Origin of the sequence: Chamaesiphon sp. (assembly GCF_041738855.1) — a bacterium.
In the GTDB taxonomy this organism is placed as follows: domain Bacteria; phylum Cyanobacteriota; class Cyanobacteriia; order Cyanobacteriales; family Chamaesiphonaceae; genus Chamaesiphon.
Window position 1 is genome coordinate 1 of record NZ_JBGSPA010000119.1, and the last position, 24,209, is coordinate 24,209.

Annotated in this window: 20 protein-coding genes; 16 read left to right on the plus strand and 4 right to left on the minus strand. The window is 49.0% G+C overall.

Translation table 11 applies throughout. The features are described 5' to 3' along the window. Nucleotides 1–89: 89 nt before the first annotated feature. Nucleotides 90–1,709 (plus strand): iron uptake porin, encoded by a 1,620-nt coding sequence (locus ACEW9I_RS11055; RefSeq protein WP_373540392.1) that lies wholly within the window; start codon nt 90–92, stop codon nt 1,707–1,709. A 130-nt stretch (nt 1,710–1,839) separates the two neighbouring features. Here ACEW9I_RS11055 and bchD read toward each other — a convergent pair whose 3' ends face one another. Together bchD and ACEW9I_RS11065 are read right to left on the minus strand one after the other, a co-directional pair. Further along, complete coding sequence (gene bchD, locus ACEW9I_RS11060) at nt 1,840–3,882, minus strand: magnesium chelatase ATPase subunit D (protein WP_373540411.1); 2,043 nt, start codon at nt 3,880–3,882, stop codon at nt 1,840–1,842. A 580-nt stretch (nt 3,883–4,462) separates the two neighbouring features. Continuing rightward, the gene (locus ACEW9I_RS11065; protein ID WP_373540393.1) at nt 4,463–4,783 is read right to left on the minus strand and encodes a hypothetical protein; all 321 of its coding nucleotides are present in this window, start codon (nt 4,781–4,783) and stop codon (nt 4,463–4,465) included. Nucleotides 4,784–4,936: 153 nt separating this feature from the next. On the opposite strand from ACEW9I_RS11065, the gene ACEW9I_RS11070 reads away from it, so the two are divergent. The 7 genes from ACEW9I_RS11070 to ACEW9I_RS11100 all read left to right on the plus strand — a co-directional run bounded on the left by ACEW9I_RS11070 (nt 4,937) and on the right by ACEW9I_RS11100 (nt 11,503). Next, nucleotides 4,937–5,998, plus strand: a complete 1,062-nt coding sequence (locus tag ACEW9I_RS11070; RefSeq protein ID WP_373540394.1) for a hypothetical protein — start codon at nt 4,937–4,939, stop codon at nt 5,996–5,998. 117 nt (nt 5,999–6,115) lie between these two features. Beyond that, the gene (locus ACEW9I_RS11075; RefSeq protein ID WP_373540395.1) at nt 6,116–6,712 is read left to right on the plus strand and encodes a hypothetical protein; all 597 of its coding nucleotides are present in this window, start codon (nt 6,116–6,118) and stop codon (nt 6,710–6,712) included. 141 nt (nt 6,713–6,853) lie between these two features. Then, a complete protein-coding gene (locus tag ACEW9I_RS11080) occupies nt 6,854–7,519 on the plus strand; it encodes a hypothetical protein (RefSeq protein WP_373540396.1) in 666 nt (221 codons plus the stop codon). Nucleotides 7,520–7,632: 113 nt separating this feature from the next. Continuing rightward, complete coding sequence (locus ACEW9I_RS11085; RefSeq protein WP_373540397.1) at nt 7,633–8,742, plus strand: HhoA/HhoB/HtrA family serine endopeptidase; 1,110 nt, start codon at nt 7,633–7,635, stop codon at nt 8,740–8,742. A gap of 67 nt (nt 8,743–8,809) precedes the next feature. After that, the gene (locus ACEW9I_RS11090) at nt 8,810–9,964 is read left to right on the plus strand and encodes an aminotransferase class V-fold PLP-dependent enzyme (RefSeq protein WP_373540398.1); all 1,155 of its coding nucleotides are present in this window, start codon (nt 8,810–8,812) and stop codon (nt 9,962–9,964) included. A 20-nt stretch (nt 9,965–9,984) separates the two neighbouring features. After that, a complete protein-coding gene (locus tag ACEW9I_RS11095; protein WP_373540399.1) occupies nt 9,985–11,064 on the plus strand; it encodes a glycosyl transferase in 1,080 nt (359 codons plus the stop codon). A gap of 22 nt (nt 11,065–11,086) precedes the next feature. Next, complete coding sequence (locus ACEW9I_RS11100; RefSeq protein ID WP_373540400.1) at nt 11,087–11,503, plus strand: secondary thiamine-phosphate synthase enzyme YjbQ; 417 nt, start codon at nt 11,087–11,089, stop codon at nt 11,501–11,503. Nucleotides 11,504–11,584: 81 nt separating this feature from the next. Here the strand turns inward: ACEW9I_RS11100 and ACEW9I_RS11105 are convergent, their stop codons facing one another. Then, nucleotides 11,585–12,463: an NAD(P)-dependent oxidoreductase gene (locus ACEW9I_RS11105; protein WP_373540401.1), complete on the minus strand. Its 879-nt coding sequence runs from the start codon at nt 12,461–12,463 to the stop codon at nt 11,585–11,587. 459 nt (nt 12,464–12,922) lie between these two features. Here ACEW9I_RS11105 and ACEW9I_RS11110 point away from each other — a divergent pair, with 459 nt between their 5' ends. From ACEW9I_RS11110 to ACEW9I_RS11145, 8 genes are all read left to right on the plus strand, one after another. Beyond that, entirely contained in the window at nt 12,923–14,641 is a 1,719-nt protein-coding gene (locus tag ACEW9I_RS11110; RefSeq protein WP_373540402.1) for an ABC1 kinase family protein, read from the plus strand. Nucleotides 14,642–14,799: 158 nt separating this feature from the next. Next, entirely contained in the window at nt 14,800–16,239 is a 1,440-nt protein-coding gene (locus tag ACEW9I_RS11115) for an FAD-binding domain-containing protein (RefSeq protein ID WP_373540403.1), read from the plus strand. Between the two features lie 141 nt (nt 16,240–16,380). After that, nucleotides 16,381–16,992, plus strand: a complete 612-nt coding sequence (locus tag ACEW9I_RS11120) for a PH domain-containing protein (RefSeq protein WP_373540404.1) — start codon at nt 16,381–16,383, stop codon at nt 16,990–16,992. A 6-nt stretch (nt 16,993–16,998) separates the two neighbouring features. Further along, nucleotides 16,999–17,919, plus strand: a complete 921-nt coding sequence (locus tag ACEW9I_RS11125) for an ADP-ribosylglycohydrolase family protein (RefSeq protein ID WP_373540405.1) — start codon at nt 16,999–17,001, stop codon at nt 17,917–17,919. Nucleotides 17,920–18,560: 641 nt separating this feature from the next. Then, nucleotides 18,561–19,568, plus strand: coding sequence for a rod shape-determining protein (locus ACEW9I_RS11130; protein ID WP_373540406.1), 1,008 nt, complete (start codon nt 18,561–18,563; stop codon nt 19,566–19,568). A gap of 272 nt (nt 19,569–19,840) precedes the next feature. Further along, on the plus strand, nt 19,841–20,725 hold the full coding sequence (gene mreC / locus ACEW9I_RS11135) for a rod shape-determining protein MreC (protein ID WP_373540407.1): 885 nt from the start codon (nt 19,841–19,843) through the stop codon (nt 20,723–20,725). A gap of 171 nt (nt 20,726–20,896) precedes the next feature. Continuing rightward, nucleotides 20,897–21,487, plus strand: a complete 591-nt coding sequence (mreD, locus tag ACEW9I_RS11140) for a rod shape-determining protein MreD (protein WP_373540408.1) — start codon at nt 20,897–20,899, stop codon at nt 21,485–21,487. A 41-nt stretch (nt 21,488–21,528) separates the two neighbouring features. Next, nucleotides 21,529–23,445 (plus strand): protein kinase, encoded by a 1,917-nt coding sequence (locus ACEW9I_RS11145; protein ID WP_373540409.1) that lies wholly within the window; start codon nt 21,529–21,531, stop codon nt 23,443–23,445. A 402-nt stretch (nt 23,446–23,847) separates the two neighbouring features. Here ACEW9I_RS11145 and ACEW9I_RS11150 read toward each other — a convergent pair whose 3' ends face one another. Next, complete coding sequence (locus ACEW9I_RS11150; protein WP_373540410.1) at nt 23,848–24,054, minus strand: hypothetical protein; 207 nt, start codon at nt 24,052–24,054, stop codon at nt 23,848–23,850. Nucleotides 24,055–24,209: the final 155 nt, after the last annotated feature.

A 24,209-nucleotide genomic window follows, 5' to 3' on the forward strand; every position in this document is an offset into this window, starting at 1 on the left:
ACTTGTCGGTACATGAGTATTAACACCTTGGACTAGGCTTTAGACCGATCTTAGCTAATTTTCTGGGACTTCGCTCTTCCCGTTATCGATTGAATTCGTCTCCCTTCGCGGGTTATAGTCTTCTTCAGCAAGCCCTATTTACCTCGACACCCCCGCAACTTGTCAGCACTAAAAACGCTCCGCAATCATCAGATTTACAAATTACAACTCGTCAATATTCACTCTTGCTAAGATTGCAGCAGCGATATATTTCGCGTCCTCATTCCGCAGCTAATTCGATCGATAAACAACCAAGCAATCGCCATGAATTCGCGATCGCACTCCAATCTCTCATCACTCACATATTAGATCGTCAACAACCAATTTCACCATCGAATCTAGCCGCGATCGAAAGTTTAAAAAAAGATTTCGTCCCAGAATTAGTAACCTTACCCGTTCGAGTAGCGTCCGCTTTGCGGAATCGAGAAAATAGGGACAAACTCTCAGCTCAATTTGCCAATTCACAGATCGATGTGTGGGGACAATCTTGCGTATCAAACTGTATATCTAGCAACCGCAATACAATTTCATCTACACCAGCCAAAATCGATAATAGCCAACCAGAAAAAACAAAATTTCCACTCGGCACCAAAATATCGGGAGAGGTATTGCTTACAGGCTTTGGCATTGGCGGCAATCCGATCGAAGATGAGGATAACAACGATCGGCGTATCCAGGCTGGCTACCGAGCTAGATTGAATATTAATACCAGTTTCACTGGATTCGATCGACTCAGGGTTAGGCTCCAAAAGAGTGACATTGCCGCCGTAAATAGAGTCACGGGTAGCGATATGACGCGCATCTCTTATCAAGGCAATACTAACGGTCAAATTGTGCTCAATCGCTTAGAATATCGGTTCCCGATCGACAATAACACCGAATTATTTGCTACAGCAAGGGGTGGAAACTTAGCTACTTTTGGAGATCCGTTAAATCCTCATTTAGATAGTGGTAGTGAAGGCACTATTTCACGATTTGGAGTGCGAAATCCGATCTACCGTCAAGGGCGAGGATCTGGGTTCGGCATCACCCACAAACTTGGGACAGATTTTACCGTCGGATTGGGTTATCTTGCCGATGATGCAAATGAGATCGATCGGGGATTGTTCGGTGGCTCCTATGGTGCGATCGCTCAAATTACCTACAAACCTAATCCCCAATTTGGCATCGGTGTCAACTACATTAAATCCTTCAATCGACTCGATACAAATACAGGCAGCGATCGATCCAATGACCCTTTCAATGATACAAGTAATGCGATCGTTGCCGATGCCTTCGGAGTACAATCATCGGCGCAGATTTCCCCCAACATTTATCTCGGCGGCTGGGCGGGACTTACCCGCGCCCAAGCAATGGATTTACCTGGAAATCCGAGTGCGAATATTTTCAACTGGGCGGCTACCCTATCGCTAGTAGATATTAGCGGTAAGAATAGCTTGGCGGGGATTATTATCGGTCAACCACCCAAAGTAACTCACAATCAATTTACCGCCAATGGAGCGTCATTTTCCGACCCCGATACCTCCCTGCACCTGGAAGCATTTTATCGAATACCTGTAGCTGAAGATATCGCCACGACATTAGGCGTGTTAGTTATTACCAATCCTGACCATAATGCCGCAAATGGCACCACCTACGTCGGCGTTATTCGCACCCTGATTAAGTTTTAACGAAGCGCAGGGGTTTGCTTGTCTTGTCTCGCTAAACCCTCTCTGCGAGACGCTGGTGCAACACATGCACTAGGGTTCCTCCGCGTGATTGCATCCGCAACTGTCAACTGTCAACTGTCAACTGTTAACACTACCGCATATCCCCGATCGCACTCATGGCGGTAGCCGCAATCGCTTGTTCGGTGGCTTTGGGGAGATGATGATATTTACCATTGGCTTGCTTGGCTAGCTCTTTGGCAAATCCTGTCGAGATAAATTTATTCTCAGTATCGATGACGAGTAATTTAATCCCAATTGCCCGAATGCGCGAGGCGATATCGAGTAGCTCCTGCTTGATATCGGGCTTCTGTTCGGGATCGATCGCATCGCCGAGCGAACGCGCTAGGGGGACGTTTCCGCGTCCGTCGGTGATCGCCACGATCACTACTTGTCCGACATCACCCGAACTTTGAGCATTCACACCCACCCGTACCGCTTGCGTCAACCCGTGTGCTAGCGGCGAACCACCCCCACAGGCGAGACGTTCGAGGCGGCGTTTTGCCATCGCGATCGATCGCGTCGGCGGCAATAATACCTCTGCTTGCTCACCTCGGAATGGAATCAAGGCTACTTGGTCGCGATTTTGGTAGGCTTCGGTCAGGAGGCGCATCACCGCGCCTTTGGCTGACTGCATCCGATTGAGAGCCATCGAACCCGAAGCATCGACGACAAATATCACCAGCGCGCCAGATCGACGCGCCAATTTCTTACCGCGAATATCGCCTGGTTCGACAATCACCTGGCGATCGGGCTGACGCAAGCGACGCGATTTTTGGTAAGGTGCCGCCGCTCTCAATGTCGCATCTACGGCAATCCGACGGACTTTCCCCTTGGGGATAATTGGCTTGACATACCGCCCCCGATCTTCGGAAAATACCATGCTGCGGCTGCCGGATTTGCCCTGTTTCTGTTGGGCAGTTTGGGCAAAATACAAGACGGTATCGTCCAAGATCACCCCTTCGATATCAAATACGAACTCTTCAGGAATATTGGGCGGCTCTTCTGGCTGGTCTTCATTTTCTGGCTCATCATCCTCATTGTCTTCCTCTTCCTGCTCTTCTTGCTCCTGCTCGGATTGGTCTTGAGGTTGCTGCGGTGGCGGTGGTGGGGGTGGGGGATTATTTTCGTCTGGCGGGGTTTGGATGACGGTAGCGCGGGGGACGATGACTAGCTCGACCGCACGGCGCAGATCTTCGGCATTGACATTGGTGCGTCCTTCTAGTGCGGCGGCGGCTTTGGCGACCCGCACGGCAAATAACTCGGCGCGATGTCCCATCACGCCGCCACGAAGAGCTTCGGTGACTAGATAAGCGATCTGTGCTTGAGTAATTTGGACATCTTTGAGCCATTCCCGCGCGAGCAGGATCTGCGTTTTGATGTTGTCGGTATCTTCGGCATACTGAGTCAAGAAAACTTGCGGTGAATCAGTATAGGAGATCGCTTGTCCGACGGCTTGCACCCGTTGGTCGATTTCTAGTACGCCATCAGCCGAGAGCGAGATCGCAATCCGATCGAGCAAATGTTCTCGTAATGTCCCTTCTTCGGGATTGTAGGTGGCAATCAGCAACGGTTTACAGGGATGTTGAAAGCTAATCCCTTCGCGCTCGATCTGATTGCGCCCATCGGTGAGGACGCTGAGGAGGAGATTGGAAATTTGGTCGTCGAGGAGATTGATTTCATCGATATACAATACGCCACGATGCGCTTGAGCCAATAGTCCTGGCTGAAATACAGCGGCTCCTTCCCGTACCGATTTGTCCAAATCGACCGAACCGAGTAAGCGATCTTCAGTCACACCGAGCGGGATCTGAATAAATGGAGCTGGCACGATCTTGGTGGGGATTTCGGCAGTGGGATCGAGAGCTTGCAACTCTGCTAATCGATCGTCCCACTCATTGGGCTGGTTTGGATCGCAGTTGCTCACACCGCCGATCGCGATTTCGATCGGTGGTAGGAGCGCGTGAATTGCTCTTGCCATCACGGATTTGGCTGTCCCGCGACCGCCGGAGATCGCCACGCCACCGAGATTTGGATCGACAGCCGCCAGTAGGAGTGCGAGTTTGATTGCTTCTTGTCCCACCACCGCAGTGAGCGGGAAGGAATTAATAGTTGAGGCGGCGATCGCTGTCGGCATTTTGTGGTTAATTTTACGGTGATCTCGCCGTTCCTGTCTTGTCTTGCTGCCATGGGCGGGAAACCCGATCGGAGCAAGCCGCTGGTAAAAAACGGCACTTGGATCTAAATTATCCCACATTCGCCACTAGCGACCGATCGCCAGCAGCGGCAATTTTAGCTTTTTTATTTTTTCATCCCAAATAAAAGGGGCTGAATGACAGATTGGCTCCTCCCCTTTCCAATGGGAGGTTGTCTTGACGCGCTGTCTTGACCCAAACACATGCGGAGGGAACCTCCGCGTGATTTGGGTCGCTAAACCCTCGGGTTGCCCTACGTATCGCGCGTCACTGGGTGGGGAAAACAGCTGTCGTGTTAATTCTTTAAATTGGTATTACTATCTAAAATCTAGATATTTTCTTGCCTTGGTGTTAATTTCAGTGCGCGAGTGGGAACAATTAGAATATGGTATTCATCATTATTTATAATGTCTGTAGTATGCAACAAACGGTCGTTGACAGCTTGTTGACATCTGGGCATCTGAGCTAAATTGGTGGGTACAATTAGAGACAAGCACACATCGCGATCGCCATTAAATTTAATTAGTAAATTTCCGAATCTACGTAAGATGGGTATTTTTGCTGAAGTGGCAAATCGCTTTCACCAGTAAGTAAATAGGTGCAGGGTTCAGATCGCTCAAACGATCGAGTCGATCTGCTGAGCAGCTTGGCAGTCATCGCGTCTAGCTTCAGGCTCGTCTCGACCGACCCGAGCAAACATCGTTCGATCCCGATCAGGAAACTGACGATCTTGCAATTGACGATCGGACGATTGACTATATCCTTGTCCAAAATAAACATCAAAACTATACTCGCAACCAGTCTAGCTTGAGTAATATGGCTGACGGTCTTCAACATCGCCATGTTAGGATTTAGAAAAATACCGACAGTGTATTTTGAAGATCGAAATCTAACTCAGTATTTTAGCTGACGTTTCAGTTAGATCTCCTACTATATCCAAGCTAGGCACCCAAAATTTACGCATCAGCTCCTTAAAATATTCGGGAAATTTCAATCATGAAGAGATTAATGTGGTACGTTGGCTGCTGTTTGATGCCGCTGTTTAGTGCATCGACGAGTCACGCTAGCCCTGAAATCAAATCTAGCGCACCTACCACTACAGGTGGTAACGCTGCTAGTTTAGGCAAATTATTGTCCAGCGCGGATTACCAGGCGTTCTCAGCAACACCCCTGGTCGCTAGCGACATCCTCGCCCAAGTGCCACCACCACCGCCGACGCCGATCGATGCGCCTCCGGCAACGCCAACTCCAGCCCCTTCAGCTCCAGCCAATTCAGGCAACCAGGAGATCCAAAATCAATTAAATAATATCCAGAATAATCAGACGCCCGCTGGAGAAAAATTTGAAACCTACCAACCCAAGATCTCCCCGAGCTTTTCGATTTTCAACCCCGTTGGATTTGGGGCGGACAACAACCTCGTATTCTTTTCGGTAGACTATCAAAGTCGCACTAGATTTAGCCAAACTTCTGATGGTGAAGCAGGGATCGGGATCGGTTTGGGCGATGCCATCAACTCGATCGGTGCTGAAGTATCGTACAGTCTGAACAGTTTCGGCTCTAGTGCTGGGTTTGGGAGTGGTGGCTTTAGTGCCAAACTGCACAAACGGATCGGCGATGATGCCGCAGTGGCGATCGGTTGGAACCAGTTTGCCAAAATCCAGTTTGGCGGTGGTAGCAATGGCAATGGACCTTCTGACTACCCCAACAACTCTTACTATTTAGTCGGTAGCAAGATCCTCCGCACCCGTGAAGATATCAATGATGTCTTCAGTCGGGTGGCTCTAACTGCTGGCGTCGGTAGTGGGGTATTCCTACCATTCGATCGGAATGCTAGTATCGATCGCACAGGACTAAATGTGTTTGGTTCTGTGGGTGTGCGGGTGGCTAGACCGATCAGTGCGATCGTCGAATGGACGGGACAAGACTTGGCAGCAGGGGTATCAGTAGCACCATTTGATAACTTCCCCTTGGTGATCACTCCGGCTTTTCGTGATATTACTGGAGCTGGAGATGGAGCTAGATTCGTCTTGGGCGCAAGTTTAGCTTTTAGATTCTAAATCCGATCGACATTTGGTAAGCTATGGCAAATGTCGTTGGCAAAGCCTCTCCTGTGGAGAATCGCTGACAATCGTTTCGATGACCGATAATTAACCATCAAACAAGGTTGGATGTCAATGCAAAATATATCTAAATACCACAGAGCGATCGTTGGCTGTAGTACAGTAGTTGCAGCATCACTGGCTGGGTTCATGCCGTCAGCTAGTGCCGCCGCGCAATTCAACACCCAGGCTGTGCGGGCAGATCGCGGTACCCTACTGATCGCTCAAACCACCAATCAGAGCAACGCTGGTGGTACTGGCGTATCGACTTCTCCGAGCGGCTCCTTTACCCCTGGTAGTTCCGTTGGCGGCTTTAGCTCCGCAATTACTGGTCGGGCTGGCTCCCTCTCCTCTAGAATCAGTCTGGCACAGAGCAATTATGATGCCGCAGTAGCCAACCTTGCCCAAGCGCAAACAGTACAACCTGTAGCGGCTGATACCAGCCCCGTTCGCTACGGTCGTCAAGCCGTTGCCGATCTCGCTAGTTGCGGCTGTCCCAATGCTGATACTGCTGCCACTCCGCCGACAGACCGCCCCGAATTGGTAGCAGCTAGAGCCGCCGAAGCCAGTGCAGCAGCAGAGCTTGCTGCCGCCAAAGCCGAAGCCCAACAGTTCATTGAATCCGTCAAGAACGACAGTGCTACGCGAAGAGCTGACACCACACTGTGGTAACTAGAATGTAATGAATCAGCACGATCGCCAGTTTCAGCAACAGAGTGAGTCATCATCGCTCTGTTGCCGCAACTTTCAGCAAACTGCTGGTGATGACTGCCAGGATCGATCGTTAACTATCAAAAGTTAGGCTAGGGAATAATGACAAAAATATCCACATTTCGGAAACTGCTAATTGGTTGTAGCGCGTTGGCGAAGCCTATCGGAACGATAATCGCTACAGCAGCATTTGGGACACTCGTACAGTCGGCTGCTAGTGCTGACGAACAATTCAATAATCGCACCGTTCAATTCGATCGAGATACCATTATTGAGTTTCAATTTCTCAGCTCCAATAACTCAGCTCAATCGACCTTTGGAGTGCTCAATCTCGCCACTGGTGAGAAAATACCCCTCATCGGTGAGAGTCGCGCGCAAGATCGACCTGGTAGAAACTATCGCGGTACTGCTGGCAAAGCTGTCCGCAAGCCTTTTGCTGAATTCACCTTCAAGTCCGGCACTCCCTATACCCTCTATCTAGAGTCAACTCAAAAAGGTAAAGGTACCACCACTGTCTACTCGGTTCCAGACAAAAATGGCGGCGCACAGTTAGCGCGGTTCGACAACGATGCGACTTCCTTGGGCACTCAGGGGGTCAGAATTGGCTGGAACGACGGCATCTCTGGCAGAGGTAACGACTTCAATCAGTTCCTCGTCATTGCTGGTGGTGGCGTCGGTTGTCCGTGTAAGCCAAGCCCGATCCTGACTGCACCAATTCCACCGGAAGTACCGCCCACGCGTAATAACGCTCCTAGCGGTCGCGGCTAATCTAGTTCTCAGTCACTGACTCAAAAAAGGGGCGAAACAAATGTTTCGCCCCTTTTTGCGATGAATAATTGGCACAATAAGGAATAAGAGTTATTACAATCGCTGACTAAAATATGAAACTGTCAAAACTGGGTTATGCGATCGCGGCGATCGCGATTGTCATTGCGACCTTTTTTCCGTTACCAATGCTAGCAGCGGTGCCAGTCAGTGCGATCGCCAATGCGGAAAATAGTGGTAGTAGCTTTGTCAGTAAAGCCGTCGAGCGAGTCGGAGCGGCAGTGGTGAGGATCGATACCGAGCGGACGATTACCCGCCGGATCGACCCATTTTTTGGGGATGAAGCGATGACCGGATTACCCCAGCAGCAACTATTACGCGGTCAGGGTTCGGGCTTTATTATCGATCGCGATGGGGTAATTTTGACCAATGCTCACGTCGTCGATCGCGCTGATAAGGTGACAGTGACGCTCAAGGACGGGCGGGTTTTTGAGGGGAAAGTCAGCGGCGTCGATCCGGTGACCGATCTAGCAGTAGTCAAAATCAGCGGCTCGAAAAATCTCCCGATCGCGGAATTAGGGGACTCCGATCTGGTCAAAGTGGGTGACTGGGCGATCGCCGTCGGCAATCCATTCGGGTTGGACAATACGGTAACATTAGGGATTGTCAGTACGCTCAAACGTGCTAGCTCTACCGTCGGGATGACCGACAAACGCATTGATTTCATCCAAACTGATGCAGCGATCAATCCTGGCAATTCGGGGGGGCCACTGCTCAATGCTCAAGGAGAGGCGATCGGGATCAATACCGCCATTCGGGCAGATGCGATGGGCATCGGGTTTGCCATCCCGATCGACAAAGCCAAGAAGATTTACACTCAACTAGCGCGCGGGGAAAAAGTCGCACACCCCTATCTCGGCGTCCAAATGGTTACCCTCACACCCGCCATCGCCACCGAGAATAATAACGATCCCAATGCGATGTTCCAAATCCCCGCAGTCAATGGGGTACTAGTCGTGCGCGTGTTGCCAAATACAGCCGCCTCGATCGCCGGAATGCGGCGTGGTGACGCCATCCTCGAAGTTGATGGCGAGGCGATCCACGATGCCAATCAATTGCAAGATGTGATGGAAAATAGTCACGTCGCGCAACAGCTCCAAGTCCGGATCTTGCGGGATGGTAAAGATCGGTTAGTGACAGTGGTACCGAAAGATTTGAATTCCTGAACTCGGCTCGATCCTACTCCCTTCCCACCCCAGAAATAGACATAATCCCCAACTTCCGACTCTCCAGATGAATACACACCGCCACCAATTTCCGGCTTTAACCAATAAAGCATACTTCAACTATGGTGGACAGGGGCCGATGCCGCAAGCTGCCTTGGCGGCGATCGTGGCAGCATACGAGCAGATCCAGACAATGGGGCCATTTGGACTCAAAACTAGCGCATTGGTGACGCACGAGTCAAATTTGACCCGTCAGGCGATCGCGACAGAGCTGGGTGTAACAGCTCGATCGATCGCCCTGACCGAAAATGTTACAGCAGGTTGTAATATCGCCCTCTGGGGTCTAAATTGGCAACCTGGCGATCGCCTCCTCCTCTCTGACTGCGAACACCCTGGGGTGATTGCCAGTATCAACGAAATCTGTCGTCGCTTTGGAGTCATCGTCGATTTATTCCCGCTCCAAGCAACGCTCAATACGGGCGATCCTGTCGCTATCATTGCGACACATTTACAACCCCGAACCCGATTGGTTGTACTCAGCCACGTCCTGTGGAATACCGGACAGGTATTGCCACTAGCAGAAATTGCCGCAGCGATCCATCAATATCCAGCGGCGCAACCGATTCGGATTTTAGTAGATGCCGCGCAATCAGTTGGTTTATTACCACTCAATTTAGCGGAATTGGGGATCGATTTTTACGCATTTACCGGACACAAGTGGTGGTGTGGCCCTGAAGGAGTGGGAGGTTTGTATATTCATCCCGATGCGCTGGCAAGTTTAGACCCCACCTTTATTGGGTGGCGGAGTTTGGACTATAGTCAGCCAGATTTGCCACTAGTTGATGATGCGCGTCGGTATGAAGTGGCGACATCTGCCTATCCCCTCTATGCTGGCTTGCGGGCGGCAATTGCGACTCACCAAGCTTGGGGAAATGCGATCGATCGCGCTGCCAAAATTGTCGAGCTGGCTACTTATCTATGGGAGCAGCTCCAACAAGTTTCAGGACTTAAATGTCTCAATAATTCGGCACCACGATCGGGTTTAGTATCTTTTCAAATCGAGGCAGGCGATCGTGCTAAATTAGTGCAATCTTTGGAGAGCCAGCATTTTTACTTGCGGACGATCGTCGATCCTGAATGTATTCGCGCTTGCACGCATTATTTTACCACTACTACTGAAATTGATGAATTAGTGCAATGTTTGGGTAAGATGATAAACTAAAGCACTAGTGCCATCTTGACATGCCGCAGCCGACGATTTATATTGCGATTACCGATCATGGTTTTGGTCATGCGGCGAGAACTGCGGCGATCGCCCGACAGCTGCAACAGCTACTGCCCTCGATCGACATCATTATCGCGACGACTGCACCCCGATGGTTATTGGAATGCTATATCGATCGCGATTTTGGCTATCGTCAGCGCAGCTTTGATGTCGGCGTAGTCCAGACTGATAGTCTCAATATGAATCTGGATGCCACTCTCATCCGCTGGCACGATCTCATCGCTAAAAAGGATGAAATAATCGCCGAAGAAGTAGCATTTTGTCAAGCGCACAATGTCTGTTTAGTATTTGCAGACGCACCGCCATTAGCAACTTTAATTGCTGACAAGATAGGCGTACCCTGTTGGATGTCTGGTAACTTTGGTTGGGACTTTATTTATCGAGACTTTGGTCGAGAATTTACGCCGATTGCTGACTGGATTGGTGAGTGTTATGGACTTTGCGACAGGTTGTTTCGCGTACCATTGCATGAGTCGATGGATCGATTTCCCGCGATCGAAGATGTTGGCTTGACTGGCGGCGATCCTAAGTATCCACTTGCAGACATCCGCGCCAAATTTCAGCTTACTCAACCAAAATCGCAAACGATCCTACTGACATTTGGCGGATTGAGTATCGATGCCATTCCCTATCAGAATGTCCAGAAATTTCCAGATTATCAATTTATCACCCTCGATGCTCGTGCCCCAGATTTACCGAATTTAATTAAGGTACGCGATCGAGCTTATCGTCCAGTCGATTTTATGCCATTGTGCGATCGCGTGGTTTCCAAACCAGGATATGCCACCTATGCCGAAGCTTTAAAATTAGAAATTCCAATTGTCTCGCTCACCCGTGCTGGTTTTGCTGAGTCGGCAATTATCCTCAATGGGATGCAAGATTATGGTTACCATCAAGTAATCAGTCCCGAGCAATTTTTCACGACTGATTGGGACTTTCTCAACCAACCATTACAGCCACCTCGATTGAATAGTAAGTTGGCAACTGATGGTAATAATGCGATCGCCAGTGCGATCGCTGCATACCTAGCCGAATAATTGACTGTGCATTAATTAAATCATGCCTCACTACCAAAAACTTCTGACTATTCCCAGCACCCCCAAATCCTTTGTCAAAATCACCACCCAGATCGAGAAAATCGTCGCCGAATCAGGCATTACCACCGGACTTTGTACCTTGTTCCTCAAACACACTTCTGCTAGTTTGGTAATCCAAGAAAATGCCGATCCTGATGTCTTAATCGACTTGGCAAATTTCCTCGCCAAACTAGTCCCCGAAGATGGCAAATACATCCACTTTGCTGAAGGAAAGGACGATATGCCCGCACACATTCGTACCGCCCTCACTCATACCTCCGAACAAATCCCCATCATGCGCGGGAAATTGGTACTTGGTACCTGGCAAGGTATCTATCTCTGGGAACACCGCCAACACCGCTACGATCGCGAATTGGTCATTCATATTAGCGGTGATTAATCGATCGAGTCAAATTTGACTATGCAATTATTTTAATATTCAACTGTTTGAATTGACGATCGTGCCCAATCTTGGCGGCTGTTACTTACCTATTTGTGCAGAGATTGTAATTAACTCCTGCCGTAACGTTGGTATATTGTATCCTAGCGAGATCGCTTTGGTACTATCCAACGAGACATCCGCCGCACGCGGAGCCGCCATCGGTAAATCTTGCTGGGAGATCGGCGAGAGTAACGATAAATCAAACTCAAATACTTCAGCTAGCAACCTCCCAAATTCATAGCGAGAAACTCGCTCCCTACCGCCTAAATTCAAAATTCCTGGGATATTTATCGCCATCAGCAAGCCTTGAGCGGCGGTGAGAGCACTAACAGGCGTCCGAAATTCGTCAGTAAATAACTGCAAACTTGCCTGCGAACGCAAGGCTTTCAGCCACGGCTGGATGAAGCTATTCGCCGTCGGTGGTGCCATCCCGAACATCAACGGCATTCGACAGATCGACGCCTGCGGATAGGCTAACCGGATCGCTCGTTCGGCGGCGACTTTTTGTTCGCCATAGGTATTAATCGGGGAGACTGGAGCTGTCTCTAGATACGGTGGCTGTGTACCATCAAACACCAGATCGGTAGATGTAAAGACAAACGGAATCTGAGCCGACGCACAGATCTGAGCGAGTCGATCGGCTGCTAATACATTGATTTGGTAAGATTGGGCTGGATGGGATTGACAAAAATTTGGGCTAGATGCTGCCGCAGTGTGGACGATCGCATCTGGTGCGATCCGATCGATTTCCTGTGCTACTCGATCGCGATCCGTCAAGTCAAGTTGCTGGATCTCAACGCCTGAGATCTCGATCTGTTGGCGATCGTAAGTTCCTACTACTTCCCACTCAGAGCGCGCCAGTTGACACAGATGCCAACCCAAAAAGCCACTCGCCCCAGTAACTAGTAATTTCTGCATGGTTACAACTATTTTCTTCCCAGTGTCAAGTTACTCCCTTCCCACCCAAGAAATAGACAGTGTTGATTCACCATCCACCATTCACCTTTACATTAGATGTCTAGGTGAATAGTGAATGGTGCATCGATGGGGTGGGATGGGAGCGGGTTAGATCGTGCCTTCCGCGCTTCCTCGCAGTCGATCGCGGCTTTCCCCGCAGATGGTGTGCTTTCCACCCTCTCCCAGCCAATTGTATCCTTTATCATGAGGTAATAGGGTCTGAGTTTAGGTGTTGGCGATGTTGGTGCGGTTATCGCCTTATTGCAATCGACTATATACTTTTGTATACTAATATTAAGGAAAACCTCACTGTTTGCGGCGAGAAAGTTAAGATAATATGGAATAACGTAACGAAAGTTAACTTCATCAGTCAATAATTATCATAATACGAATCAATCGAGTAGGAGACAGTTTCAAAACGTGAGTCAGCAACCACTTGCCCAACTGCGGCGTTACGATCCCCAAGCAATTTCCAGTTACTACAATAGGCGTCCATGGTTAGTTATTTGGCGGGCATTGACGGTCGTTTGGTTGTTTGCAGGATTCGCAATTGGTTTACTACTCGATCGATCAATTGGCAATACTGAAGTAAATAAGAATCAGCGGGCAAATCAGCTCCGCGAAATCCTCACCCAGTTGGGACCGACATATATTAAAGTCGGGCAATCGCTGTCAACTCGTCCCGATTTAGTCAGACAAGACTTTTTAGACGAACTGATCAAATTACAAGACCAACTCCCACCTTTTGATAATGAGTTGGCGATGCAAATCATCGAATCTCAACTCAAGCGATCGGTAGAAGAACTATATCAAGAAATCTCACCGCGTCCAGTTGCTGCTGCGAGTTTGGGGCAAGTTTACAAAGCAAGATTGTATAGTGGTGAAGAGGTAGCGGTTAAGGTTCAAAGACCCAATCTCATGCCGATTATTACCCGCGATCTGTACTTATTGCGGTGGGCAGCTACTTGGATCAAACCATTCTTACCGTTAAATTTGGGCGACAATCTGACGATTGTTGTTGATGAGTTTGGGACTAAGCTATTTGAAGAAATCGATTACGAAAATGAAGGGCGGAATGCTGAGAAATTTGCAGCCAACTTTCAAGACGATCCTGGGGTAAAAGTGCCATCGATCTATTGGCGGTACAGCAGCCGCAACGTTCTTACCTTAGAGTGGATCGATGGGATTAAATTAACCGATTTAGAAGGAATTAAAAGAGTCGGACTCGACCGCGATAAACTGATTAAAGCTTGTGTCTCCTCTGGGATGAGACAGTTGTTAGAATTTGGCTTCTTTCATGCCGATCCCCATCCTGGCAACTTATTTGCCCTCGCTGACGGACGGATCGCATTTATCGATTTCGGGATGATGGATCAACTCACCCAGCATACCAAAGAAACGATCGCCGGATCGGTGGTGCATCTAATCAACAAAGACTATTTATCGCTTACCGATGACTTTGTGAAACTGGGTTTCTTGACACCAGATATCGATATTTCACCAATTATCCCCGCCCTAGAGCGGGTACTAGGTAATGCGATCGGTGAAAATGTTGGCAACTTTAACTTTAAAACAGTTACCGATGAATTTTCGGAATTGATGTTCCAGTATCCATTCCGCATTCCCGCTCAATTCTCGCTGATCATTCGCTCCCTCGTTACCCAAGAAGGGATCGCACTGAGCCTCAATCCCGAGTTTAAAATTGTTGAAATTGGCTATCCCTACGTTGCTCAAAGACTGCTCAATGGCGAAACACCAGAAATGCGGCGTCGCCTACTTGAAGTCATCGTCAAAGATGGCAAAATCCAGTGGCAACGCTTGGAAAACATGATCGGGATCGCACGGAGCGATAATAACTTCGACCTGCTCCCTACTGCCCAATTAGGATTACAATTCTTGATGTCTACCGAAGGTCGATCGCTACGCAATCAAATTGTGATGGCACTGACAGAAGACAACCGCCTACATATTAGTGAAGTTCGACAATTGTGGGATTTGGTCAAAGACGAGTTGGAACCCGCCAAACTGTTTAATGTCGCGATCGGTGCTTTAGCAGGCAGTGTTCCGAAAGCGATCGGCAATCTTTCGACAGTAGGTGTCAATTCGATCTTTGCCTCTCTGGTCAATAACGGTAAATAAAGCTCAAAGTTATTGAGGTGTAAAATCAGCAAAGCCATCCGTAGGTTGGGTTTCGCATTGCGCTCAGCCCAACATCCCCGCCAGTAATTACAGGGATGTTGGGTTATTATTTACCCAGCTTGTAAGCTATCCAACTTTCTCTAGATAAGCTAAATTTCATGTCAGATCTGGTTTTATTTTGGCATCGCCGCGATCTTCGTAGTTCCGATAGTATCGGTTTAGCGCAAGCAAGTCTGACCCAAGCGAGAGTGATTGGTGTTTTTTGTTTCGATCGATCGATTCTCGATGATAGTGTCGCTCCAGCACGGGTTGCTTATCTAGTTGGCTGCTTGAAAGCCTTGGCTGAGGACTACCGTCAGGCGGGGAGTCAGTTATTATTTCTCGATGGCGATCCGGTTGAAAAAATCCCGCAGCTAGCTAGTGCCCTCTCAGCCACAGCAGTCTACTGGCATCATGATGTCGATCCATACGCCCAAACTCGAGACGAGCGCGTCACCACAGCCTTACAAGCGCAAAGCATCCAAGTCCATACTAATTGGGATCAGCTCCTCCACGATCCTACCAGCATCAGGACTGGCAATAATCAGCCTTACACTGTCTATACACCTTTCTGGCGGAACTGGATGCTCAAAGCGAAACCAGAGCCAGTAGAAGTAAAATTACCAAGTAGCGAACTAACTCCCACCGAGCAGCAAGCTCTAGCGCAAGTCCCGACGATCGATCTGCCCACTGCTGCCGATCTGGGATATATCTGGGAGCATCCCCTCGCCCAAGCCCCAGGCACCAGTGCAGCCACACAGCGTCTAGCCGCATTTTGCCATCGATCGATCGCTGATTATGACGAACAACGCAACTATCCCGCCGCCGCAGGTACAGCGGGCATCAGTGCGGCGATGAAATTTGGTACGATCGGGATTCGTACCGTGTGGGCGGCGACAACCGCTGCGATGACGGATGCTCGTAGCGACGAAGCCCGCGCGGGAATTACCACCTGGCAACAGGAAATCGCCTGGAGAGAGTTCTATCAACAGGCAATGTATCATTTTCCCAGCCTCGCCCAGGGGGCTTACCGCGCCCCCTTCAAGCACTTTCCCTGGACAAATGATGAAAATCAGTTTCAAGCCTGGTGTGAGGGCAAAACAGGCTATCCGATCGTCGATGCTGCGATGCGCCAACTCAATCAAACTGGCTGGATGCACAATCGCTGTCGGATGATCGTCGCTAGTTTCCTCACCAAGGATTTGATTATCAACTGGCAATGGGGCGAGCGATACTTCATGCAGCGGCTGATCGATGGCGATCTATCTGCAAACAATGGCGGCTGGCAATGGAGCGCATCGAGCGGGATGGACCCCAAACCATTGCGAATTTTCAACCCCTATACTCAAGCCCAAAAGTTCGATCGAGATGGCGACTATATCCGCGAGTGGGTACCAGAATTGAGATCGATCGACACTAAACTAATTCTCAGTGGTGAGATCCTGCCCCTCACCCGTCATCAAGTCGGCTATCCACTGGCGATCGTCGATCACAACGTGCAACAGCGATTATTTAAAGAACTCTACGCTAGTGTCAAAGCTCAAATTGGCGAGATTTGACAATACGCACCACAATTGATACTCAAGGGTCTGATTCAGGATTGCCATCGCTGAAATTGCAGTCGATCTAGAAAATAACGCGATCGCATTATCTCTAGTTTAAAAGGGTATATTTAGACATACGAACTGGCAGGTAACAAAATGTTTAAAAGAATTGCAGCAGAAGCTCTAGGCATCAGTGATATCGGGATTATTGTCGCTCCAGCGGATTACGATAAGGTAGCTGCCGATGATTATCTATTTCATGAGGATGGCGAAAAGATCTTTTTCTTAATTAAGTCCAAAAAGGATGAATATTGCTTCACCAACCTAGCATTGATTCATGTTGACGGCGATTCGGCAATCTCTAGCAAGCGAGCAGTCAAACGGTATGACTATTCTAGCCACAAAGTATCCCAAGTATCGATCGAGACTGCTGGCACGATCGATCTAGATGTCGAACTCAAATTTACATTAGAAGGTGTGCCGCCTTTTAGCATCGATTTGGAAAAAAAGTGTATCGAAGCACTCAAAGATATCTATAAAGTATTGATTACGATCGGCAAAATTCAAAGTAAAGAAAAGATCGCCCGCGATAATGCCCTGCTGTGTCTTCAGTCGGTATCTTCAATGTATAAAATCGATAAAATCGAGAGCGAAGAAACGATCGTCAGGCACTACAATGCTATGCTCACTAATCTGAATGCCACCATGCTAGAACGATATACTAAGCGCGACTTTAGTAACATTTTTGAAAAGTACATTAAAAATTAATAGCAGATGCAACCATTGACTCGGGCGGAATTAGCATTAACAGGCTTGTCAATTGGCGATGCGTTTGGGCAGATGTTTTTTGGGAATACCGAAAATATGTCCATGGCGATCGATCTCCAAGCCTTACCCGCACCGCCCTGGTACTTGACTGATGACTCGATTATGGCGATCGGTATTGTCGAAACATTGCGAGAATGGGGCGAGATCGATCGCGATTATTTAGCCAGTCGATTTGCGAATAACTATCGCCGCAATCCGCGACGCGGCTATGGTGGGATGGCGCATCATATCCTCCGTGAATTTTGCAAGGGTGAGGACTGGCGAGTGGTTGCGCCAGCGGTATTTGACGGGATGGGTTCGTATGGCAATGGGGCTGCGATGCGGGTGGCACCTGTGGGCGGCTTCTACGCTGAAGATCTAGCCCAGTTGCAAATTCAAGCAGTAGCTTCAGCAGAAGTTACCCACAGCCATCTGGAGGGCAAAGTCGGCGCATTAGCGATCGCTCTAGCCGCAGCTTGGGCGTGGAATCATCGCGATGCTACCCACTCTCAGCCACAAGAACTATTTACTTATTTGCTCGGGTTACTCCCCGATAGCGATACCAAAAGCGGGATAAAAAGAGCGAGTGAATTACCGCTCGAATGTAGCGTCACTACCGCCGTGTCCGTACTGGGCAATGGGACGATGGTATCGGCTCCAGATACCGTACCATTTACGATCTGGTGTGCTGTGAGGCACCTGCATGACTTCGAGGCGGCGATGTGGGCGACGGTGAGTGGTTTAGGCGATCGCGATACTACATGCGCGATCGTCGGTGGTATCGTAGCTCTATCGGTAGGCGACGCAGGTATCCCCCAAGAGTGGCTACAAGCGCGAGAATCACTGACTGAATGGGAATCTGCCCAAGTGAGCTGGGATATTGACTAAACTGATTACCAGATTTTTGCCAGGACTTCAATTCAGGTTGAGAAAATTGCTACAAGCTATTCATTCGTGCAGCGTGATGCAATGAGCGTAACGAAGTATCAGATCTTTAGATCTACCGAATCGAATAACTTCTAACTAAAACATAAAATGGAGCGAATTCCGCACCACGCTACACACAAGTAATCCATACGCAGGGGAGTCTGAGGGGCGGCGTCCCGCTCCTCAGCGGGGGGTCTGGGGGTCGGTACCCCCAGATCCGGGTTCTGCCCACACTAGAAAAAACCGCAACTCACAAATTCTCTTCGCCTACCGCTATGCATATCACCAGTATCTAGTCATTAACCTAAATCTGTGGGCGATCGCAACTAGACGAACGAAGCAAAACGTAATAAGATTCACGCAGTGGAACGAAGCGTTGTCTGAACAAGGTGAGGTTTTTACCACCTGTAGAGCTGTAGTAAATCGGACTGTAGACTAAAAATCATTACCTAGCGATTTCGATAACCGATCGCTAACGGGGAACGATCGATAAAACCTATATGATTATTCACTATGGTTAACTGCATATTTAATCCATTATTTATAATTTGGGGGCAATGAAGCTCGTGGGTTTTTTCAATCGCTTTTCCTTATCCCGGGATATGGGTATGGACCTGGGAACTGCCAATACACTGGTCTATGTATCTGGCAAAGGTATCGTTCTGGCAGAACCTTCAGTGGTGGCGATCGACCAAAAGACGAAAATGCCACTAGCTGTGGGTGTCGAAGCCAAAAAAATGTTGGGGAGAACCCCTGGCGATGTGATCGCGGTGCGTCCACTCCGCGATGGCGTGATTGCTGACTTTGACACGGCGGAGATGATGTTGAAACACTTCATTCAACGTGCCAATGAAGGGAGCAACGTGATCAGACCCAGGCTAGCGATCGGGATTCCGAGTGGAGTCACGGCGGTAGAACGGCGGGCGGTGATGGACGCAGCACTCCAAGCAGGTGCTAGTGAGGTATTGCTGATCGACGAACCGATCGCAGCGGCAATTGGTGCGGGTTTACCTGTGGCAGAGCCGACTGGGAGCATGATTATCGATATCGGCGGCGGGACTACAGAAGTAGCGGTATTGAGCTTGCAAGGTTCGGTGATCAGTGAGTCCGTGCGGATTGCTGGTGACGAATTGAGTGATTCGATCGTCAACTATATGAAGAAAGTCCACAACCTCGTAATTGGGGAACGGACAGCCGAAGAGATCAAAATCCAAATTGGTTCTGCTTATCCGACGCCCGAGGACAATGACATTACCATGGAAGTTCGCGGCTTGCATCTCCTGTCGGGATTGCCCCGCACAGTAACGATCAAAGGTCCGGAAATCCGTGAGAGTATGTCCGAACCCCTCTCGGTGATTATTGAAGCTGTCAAGCGCACCTTGGAGCGGACACCGCCAGAGTTGGCATCGGATATTATCGATCGCGGCATCATGTTGGCTGGGGGTGGTGCGCTGCTCAGAGGCATCGATACCCTGATCAGTCATGAGACTGGGATCGTGACTCACATCGCCAACGATCCGCTCACCTGCGTCGTTTTGGGGACTGGAAAAGTCCTCGAAAACTTCAAGCACATGGAGCGAGTCTTTAGCGGTCGATCGCGCAGTCTCTAGTCAAGTAGATGGGTGGCGGGAATATCTAGATGTCCCTGCCACCCTGATTTTTAACTATTCCTTTCTTAGCCAAGAAATCACCATCCACTGTCTTGTCTTGACGCATCGACTGGGAGGTTCCCTCCCAGTCGATGCGTCGCTGATTCGCTAAACCCTTGGGGAACCCTACGTATCGCGAATCGCCATTCACTCACCACCCTAGATATCTAACTTGGGTTCGTTTCATGGTCGGGGAACCCGACAGGGCGAACTCCGCAATTTGAAGCTAGGAAATGAGTAACCAATCGATCGTCACCAACACACAACAAGCAACACACAACAAGCACCGAAATATGTTTACTTTGCGCCGCTGGTGGGACAAAAATGCCCTGAAGTTATTGGGATGCGGGACGATCGTCGGCGGTACTTATTTATTGTTGCAGACTCAACATGCACTCGTATTTGAAGTCTACAATGCTCTGTCTAGCCCATTTCAGCCCCAGGCGCGGCAGGTTGACTACCTCAAGACTGCGCGCGTGGAGCAGCTCCAAAATGAGCTGGAAGAGTTGAAGTATCAAAATCAACAGCTCAAACAACTCGCTAACTATAGCGCGGCAGTCCCCACCAAGGGCGTCCTCGCACCGATCGTCCTCCGCAGTGCGGACAATTGGTGGCAGCAGGTCGTCATCGGTCGGGGTAGTGCTGACGGGATGGCGATCGACCAGATCGTCGTCGGGACTGGTGGATTGGTCGGTCGCGTCGTGAGTGTCTCACCTCATACCAGTCGCATCCTGTTGGTGAGCGATCCTAGTAGTCGCATGGGTGTGACGATTAGTCGGACGCGAAATATGGGGATCTTACAAGGAACTCGTACCAATCAAGCCGTATTACAGTTTTTTGATAAACGTCCGACTGCCAAAAAAGGTGATGTCGTCGTGACTTCGGCTGTCAGCAAGTTATTTCCAGCCGGATTGGCAGTCGGGAGAGTGGTTGAAATCAATCTCAATAAATCCCCAGCACCAGAAGCGATCGTTGAGTTTACCGCGCCGATGTCTGCACTCGAATGGGTCACGGTTCATCCCCACGATCCCCGTGCCGTGGTACCAGTAGTAAGTACTCCCTCACCTGTTACTCCCCTACCTGCTACTCCCCCGAAATTACCTGCGAAACCACGCTGATTGATGGTGGATAGTGGATAGTGAATGGTGGATAGTGAATGGTGTGCTCGATCGTCTGTCTTTGGATATCTCATATTTAATTCTGCATAACTACTTACTCCCTATCTCACCCGATCGATCGACAATCGTGCTCTATTCACTATCCACCATTCACCGTCCACAAGGATTGTCATGAATATTACTAATTTACATCCACTTACTCGGACTGGACTGCACCTGCTCATCATCGGTGGTTCCGTCGGCTTATGTCTGATCCTGTTGCCGACTCGCTTTCCAGGGATGGAAGTTTTGGGCGTAGGGCCGAGTTGGCTGGTGATGTGGACGATCGCGTGGAGTCTGCATCGATCGATCTGGCAAGCGGCGACGGCGGGGATAGTGCTGGGACTGATTCAGGATGCGATGACTTTTCCCGCCGCCGTTACACTGGGGACGATGCCGACGCATGTGCTGAGTCTGACTACTGTGGGTGTCCTGACTTTCTGGCTACACAAGCACCGCTATTTGGAAGATACAATCTTGAGAGTAAGCATCGCGACGGTGCTGTTGACATTTGTCAGCGAGTCAGTGACTGGATTACAGTATTTAGCTGAGGTGGCGATCGCCCAGTCGGTCGAAACCAGCTTTGAGGGCTTCAGTCATGTGTGGGCTAATCAATGGACGACCGTACTGATTTCCGCGCTCCTAAGCGGCTTATGGATGCCAATCCTATACTATCCATTGCATCTGTGGTGGCAACAAGTATTCGCGACTGCCAATAAGTAGACTAAAATTGATGTAAGTTCGACAGGCTAAATCAGAGCTGCATGAGTTACTGTCTCAATCCTAATTGCTTACGCCCTGAAAATCCGCCTCAGAGTAACTTTTGTCGAAATTGTGGCGGGAGATTGAGACTGCGCGATCGCTACTTGGCGGTAGCCCCGATCGGTCAAGGTGGGTTTGGGCGCACATTTAAAGCGATCGACGAGGACAAGCCATCGAAACCTTTTTGCGTTATCAAACAATTTTTCCCCCAGGTGGAGGGGACTAATGCCGCGCAGAAAGCGGCTGAATTATTTACGCAAGAAGCAAGTGCTTTAGAGCAGCTAGATTATCCCAATATTCCCAAGTTATTGGCTTACTTTATCACCTCAGATGGTCGTCAATATTTGGTACAAGAATTTATCGATGGTCAAAATCTCAAAACTGAGTTGGCAGCACAGGGGAAATTCACAGATGCTCAAATCTGGGAATTATTGGGCGCAATTTTACCGACGCTCGACTATATCCACCGCCACGGATTTATTCATCGCGATGTCAAGCCTGAAAATATCATTCGGCGGACTGACAATCGCCAGTTGTATCTAGTAGACTTTGGGGCGGCGAAGATGACGGTGGTAGGTGGAGTCGCTGGGCAAGAGCAGCAACCACCGCAGGGCACGACGATCGGTACACCGGAATTCATGGCACCAGAACAAGGATGGGGTCGAGCATTTGTGTCGAGCGATCTGTATAGTTTGGGGGTGACTTGTCTCAATTTATTGACTGGAATTTCGCCGCTAGATCTATTTGACGATCTTCAGAGCCAATGGATCTGGCGAACTAGTTTAGCTGACTCAATTGCCCCCAAATTGGGTGAAATTATCGATAAATTAATTCAACCGCGACCGATCGATCGCTATCCGACAGCCCAAGCGGCACTTGAGGCGATCGCTACACTTACAGCGAGTAATATTTCCACCAAAACTAGCGGTATTGAATCGAGTTATCGTTCCACAATTGAGATAACTACGCCGCTAATCGCTCCAGCGATTGTTCCAGTTGAGCGTAACGATCGCTGGATCTGTACATCGACAGTCGAGTGGCACCGTAAACCGATCGAGACAATCGCCCTATCGATCGATGGTACGTATCTCATCAGTGGCGATGATGGCGGCACTGTGGCAGTTTGGAACTTAACTATGCCCCAACAACCGATCGCAACTTATCGTGCCAATAACTCAGTCTATGCAGTCGCCATCAGTCCCAATGCCAGTCAGATCGCCAGTGGAGACAAGCAGCGACGCGTCCAACTGCGCCGCAGAGAATCAGTCAATAACTCACTCCAAGAATTACGCACTGATTTTAGTAGTTTAGATAGTCATCAGGGGTTTGTTTATAGCGTTCAATTTAGTCCCGACGGCAACATCTTGGCAAGTGGTAGTGCCGATCGCCGCATTCGATTGTGGAGTACCGAGCGCGGTAAAATTATCTATACTCTCGATGGACATCAAGCAGCAGTGTTGGCGATGCAGTTTATGCCAAATGGGAAAATCTTAATCAGTGCGGGTGCCGATCGCACACTACGATTTTGGGATTTGGCACAGCAAAAATTGCTCAAGACAATTGAGGCACATGAGCGATCGATTCATGCGTTGGCAATTAGTAAAGATGGCAAAATAATTGTGAGTGGTAGTAGCGATCGCACTGTGGGCGTTCGTCAATTAGGTTCATCAAATCATCACACTTTATCTGGGCATCAGGATGAGGTATTAGCAGTGGCAATTAGTCCCGATGGTACCACGATCGCTTCTAGCTCTCTAGATGGGATGGTGAACCTTTGGGATGTCACTACCCAGCAATTAATTACTAGCTTTATCGCTCATCAAGGTGCCGTTAAAGGGATCGCCTTTCAACCGAGTGGACAAGGATTTATAACTGCTGGTGGCGATCGTCAAATTAAAGTATGGCGCGCTGATAATTAACATCAGTGCGGGATCGATCTGGTGAAGACGATCGGGTATGAATGATGGCGCGATCGATTGACTTATACTTATTGATTCTGGCATTCTGGGACAGAAAAGTAGAAAAGTAGAAAAGTACGGTGGGCACTGCCCACAGACCATTCAGAGCCGTAGCAATAAGAGTTTAAACTGCTTTATTTCGATTACCTCCGGCACGCTCCGCGATCGCCATTTCTTCACCAGGAGATCGAGATAAATCTCACCTTCGCCACATATATTCACTACAAGTAATAACTCATAAACGATCGATCGGACACATTCAATACTTATCGAATTTGAGCGATGATGTGTTGGTGGGCAGTGCCCACCCTACCAAATTAAAATCTAATAGCATTGATTAACCTTATTTTACCGCACATCAATTTAGATTTTTTCAAACAAGTCTAACCGATATTCTGGTTCTGTCAAACTCTTGACATGCTTGAGCCGAGTAGGTACGAGTGCTAAGAACGCATCATGTACCTCATCGCCAGTCAATGGTAGTACCCTAGCATCGACAATCCAGTGAACCAATAATAGATGACCAGTCGATCGCAATCGATCGAGCATCAACTCCTGAGCCTTCTCCAAATCTTCCCGACACCAATAACCTGAGTTCGATGAAGTTTTGTCTCCTCAAACTCAGGCATTTCAACACTTTTAGGCTAACAGCAGAATTTTTTCAATTTTTGGCACATTAAAATCCACCATCAATATCATTAATAGTTGAAAAAACATTGATTTAA